Annotated in this window: 3 protein-coding genes; 1 reads left to right on the top strand and 2 read right to left on the bottom strand. The window is 39.7% G+C overall.

Translation table 11 applies throughout. The annotated features are described in order from the left end of the window. The first annotated feature begins 38 nt into the window (after window positions 1–38). Window positions 39–1,361, top strand: a complete 1,323-nt coding sequence (locus tag CXF89_RS18755) for a sodium-dependent transporter (RefSeq protein WP_121955442.1) — start codon at window positions 39–41, stop codon at window positions 1,359–1,361. 95 nt (window positions 1,362–1,456) lie between these two features. Here the strand turns inward: CXF89_RS18755 and CXF89_RS18750 are convergent, their stop codons facing one another. Together CXF89_RS18750 and CXF89_RS18745 are read right to left on the bottom strand one after the other, a co-directional pair. Then, window positions 1,457–2,437 carry a 2-hydroxyacid dehydrogenase gene (locus CXF89_RS18750; RefSeq protein ID WP_121955441.1) on the bottom strand — a complete coding sequence of 327 codons (981 nt, stop codon included), beginning with the start codon at window positions 2,435–2,437 and terminating at the stop codon, window positions 1,457–1,459. 104 nt (window positions 2,438–2,541) lie between these two features. Beyond that, window positions 2,542–3,114 (bottom strand): glutathione peroxidase, encoded by a 573-nt coding sequence (locus CXF89_RS18745; RefSeq protein WP_121955440.1) that lies wholly within the window; start codon window positions 3,112–3,114, stop codon window positions 2,542–2,544. Between the last annotated feature and the right edge of the window lie 141 nt (window positions 3,115–3,255).

Raw genomic sequence — 3,255 nt, 5'->3', positions numbered from 1 at the left:
ATTCACAATAATCAAAATAATAACAGATTTGTAGATGTATGGCACAAGTGCGTGATGGGTTTCAAAGCCGACTTGGTTTTGTTTTAGCCGCTGCTGGCGCAGCAGTGGGTTTGGGTAATATTTGGGGTTTTCCTACGCAAGCGGCCAACCATGGCGGCGGCGCTTTTTTACTGGTTTATTTTATTGTTATATTTTTACTTGCGCTTCCTGCGCTGTATACAGAACTTTATTTAGGTCACAAAGCACAAGCTAACCCTGTAAAAGCATTGGGCGATGCATGGCAAAGCACTAACCGCAAAGTAGGCGCAACAGCAGGTTATATTGGTCTTGCGGGCGCGGTTGTTATGCTAAGTTTTTACTCAATAGTCGCAGGGTGGATGCTCTCGTACGCTATTGAACCCATAACAACCTTTTTAGGTTTCACAGGCGCTAGCGAATTTTTACATAGTGACTCAGTGCTGCGTAATTTTGTATTTACGCCGCTTATGCTTATTTTAACGGCCAGTATTATTTTAAAAGGTGTTAAATCGGGAATCGAAACCTGGTCGCGCCGTTTAATGCCACTGTTACTTGTGCTGCTTGTTGGTTTAATTGCCTACATTGCAACACTTGATGGCGCAAGCGAAGGTTTTGCCGCGTATTTAATTCCTGATTTTAGCCAAATACTCGACCCTAATTTAATTATTGCCGCAATGGGGCAAGCGTTCTTTTCGCTCTCGTTAGGTGTGGGCTGTATGATGATTTACGGCTCGTATTTACAGCCAGATGCTAATTTACCAAAGCTCACCGCCGGTGTTGCTTTACTCGATAGCAGTGTCGCGTTTTTAGCGGGCTTACTTATTATTCCTGCTATTTATGTGGCGCAGCACAACGGTGTAGAGGTATTTAGTGGTGGTAAACTGATTGGCGAAGGACAACTTATTTTTGCTATTTTACCTGAGCTATTTAGCACCATGGGCGAAATTGGCTTATTAGTTGGTTTATTGTTTTTTGTATTAATGTCTATCGCATCGGTTACGTCAACAATATCGACCACCGAAATTCCGGTAGCGTTTTTAGTCGAAAATCACAACGTTAGCCGCACCAAAGCAACATGGGCAGTAAGCGCCGTTGTACTTGTGTGTGCAAGTGCGATTATACTAAATTTTGATTGGTTATTTGGCTTAGTTATTATGTTATTTACCCAATACCAATTACCGCTTATGGGCTTGTTTTACTTTATTACGGTAGGTTGGATGTGGCAGCGTGGTAATAAATTACATCAAGCAACAACCGGCGTACATTACTGGTTTGCTCAGTATATTCGTTTTGTTTGCCCAATATTAATGACCTTGGTATTTGCAAACGTTGCCTTTGGTTAATTTTATCTAAGCCCTAAAATAAACTAATAAAGCGAAGTGAGTTTAAAACGCACTTCGCTTTTTTTGTGCCTATTATTTAGGTAAAGCTAAGGTATTTATAAAACCTCATTAGTTAGAGGTTTACCTTTACTTACTTCAAGCGCGTTAAGTAGGGTTGTGTTTGCTATCTCGGTGAGTGCCTCTTGGGTAAAAAAGCCCTGATGGCCTGTTACTAAAACATTTTTAAAGCTCACTAAGCGCGAGAATATATCGTCTTGGTTTATTTCGTCGCTGTGATTTTTAAAAAACAGCTCCGACTCTTGCTCGTAAACGTCGAGCCCTAAATACCCTAATTTTTTAGTTTTAAGTGCATTAATGCACGCTTTGCTGTTAAGTAGTGCACCGCGAGAGGTGTTAATAAGCATAACGCCGGTTTTCATTTTACTAAATGCCTCATCATCTATTAAATGATGAGTTTGTTCCGTTAATGGGCAATGCAAAGAAATCACATCGCTTTGGCTAAGCAAGGTGTCTATATCGGTAATTGTATAATTGCCAGGTTGTGCGTATGGGTCGCACACTAATACTTTAGCGCCAAAGCCATTTAAAATGTTGCACAGCGCAAGGCCAATTTTACCGCAACCTACAATACCCACGGTTTTATTGTGCAAGTTAAAACCAAGCAATCCGTTTAAATCAAAATTGTCTTCGCGTACGCGGTTATACGCTTTATGCGTTTTACGGCTAAGCGTTAGCATAAGTGCAATACAATGCTCGGCTACGGCCTCAGGGCTGTAAGCAGGAACACGTAATACTTTAATTTTATGTGCTTTTGCTGCAGGTAAGTCAACGTTATTAAACCCTGCACAACGCAGCAAAATAGTATTAATGCCTTGGCTTGCCAGTTGCTCAATAACGGCGGTATTTACGGTATCGTTAACAAAAACACATATGGCATCAAACCCGCTTGCTAAAATAGCCGTTTGTTCGCTCAGGGCTTGCTCAAAATACGTTATTTTTATAGCGCTGTAATCGCGTGTACTTTGTTCAAAAAAAGGCAGTTCGTACTTTTGAGTACTAAAAAAAGCAATGTTCATGGTAATAGCCTCGATGCTTAAGTATTTGTAGGGTAGTTAACCTTTAATACATTAAACTACTTTACAAGTAAGCGCCTAAGTAAAACGCATTTTATTGATTTAAATTAAGCCTTAAGCGGAGCCTTACTTGGGGTAAATAAAGGTATTTTTGACGATACTTTTTTACCACCTTTAGCTGCGTTTAACTTTGCGGCTTGCAGTAAGTTGCTTTCTATTACTTGTATAAGTGTTTCGGGCTTAGTTCGCGGTGCATAACGTGCAACAAGTTGCCCTTGTGAATTAATTAAAAACTTAGTGAAATTCCACTTAATAGCACGATTTTGCGAAATACCCCGCGTATGCGATTTTAAATAATTAAACAACGGATGTGTTTCTGGCCCGTTTACCATTACCTTACCAAACACCTCAAATGAGACATTAAATTGCTCTTGGTAAAAGTCTTTAATGGCTAAATTATCAAGCGGCTCATTTTGGCCAAACTGGTTACACGGAAACGCAAGCACAGTAAAACCATTGCTTTTGTATTGCTGATAGAGCTTTTCGAGCGCGTTTAATTGCACCGAAAAATTACATTTACTCGCTGTATTAACAATAAGGACGGTTTTGCCCTGTAACTGGCTAAGAGAAAAATTTTCGCTGTTAAAAAGTGGTGCATTAAATTGATAAATACTGTCCATAGGTTACCTACTTACCTTTCCCGCTAAGGAAATTTTATAAAGACTTTCATTCGCTTTTTTATCGACCGGTTGACATAATCGAGGTCTAGTTTCTAAGTTATCAGTTTAATAGGTCATTTTTATGTCAATGAAAGTCGCATT

This window comes from Pseudoalteromonas sp. MelDa3 (assembly GCF_002863625.1).
In the GTDB taxonomy this organism is placed as follows: domain Bacteria; phylum Pseudomonadota; class Gammaproteobacteria; order Enterobacterales; family Alteromonadaceae; genus Pseudoalteromonas; species Pseudoalteromonas arctica.
This window is presented reverse-complemented; position numbering and strand designations above follow the sequence as displayed.

What these genes read in the sequence shown, in the direction of transcription:
- CXF89_RS18755 (WP_121955442.1), top strand. Translation starts at nt 39, where the DNA reads ATGGCACAAGTGCGTGATGGGTTTCAAAGCCGACTTGGTTTTGTTTTA.
- CXF89_RS18750 (WP_121955441.1), bottom strand. Translation starts at nt 2,437, where the DNA reads ATGAACATTGCTTTTTTTAGTACTCAAAAGTACGAACTGCCTTTTTTT.
- CXF89_RS18745 (WP_121955440.1), bottom strand. Translation starts at nt 3,114, where the DNA reads ATGGACAGTATTTATCAATTTAATGCACCACTTTTTAACAGCGAAAAT.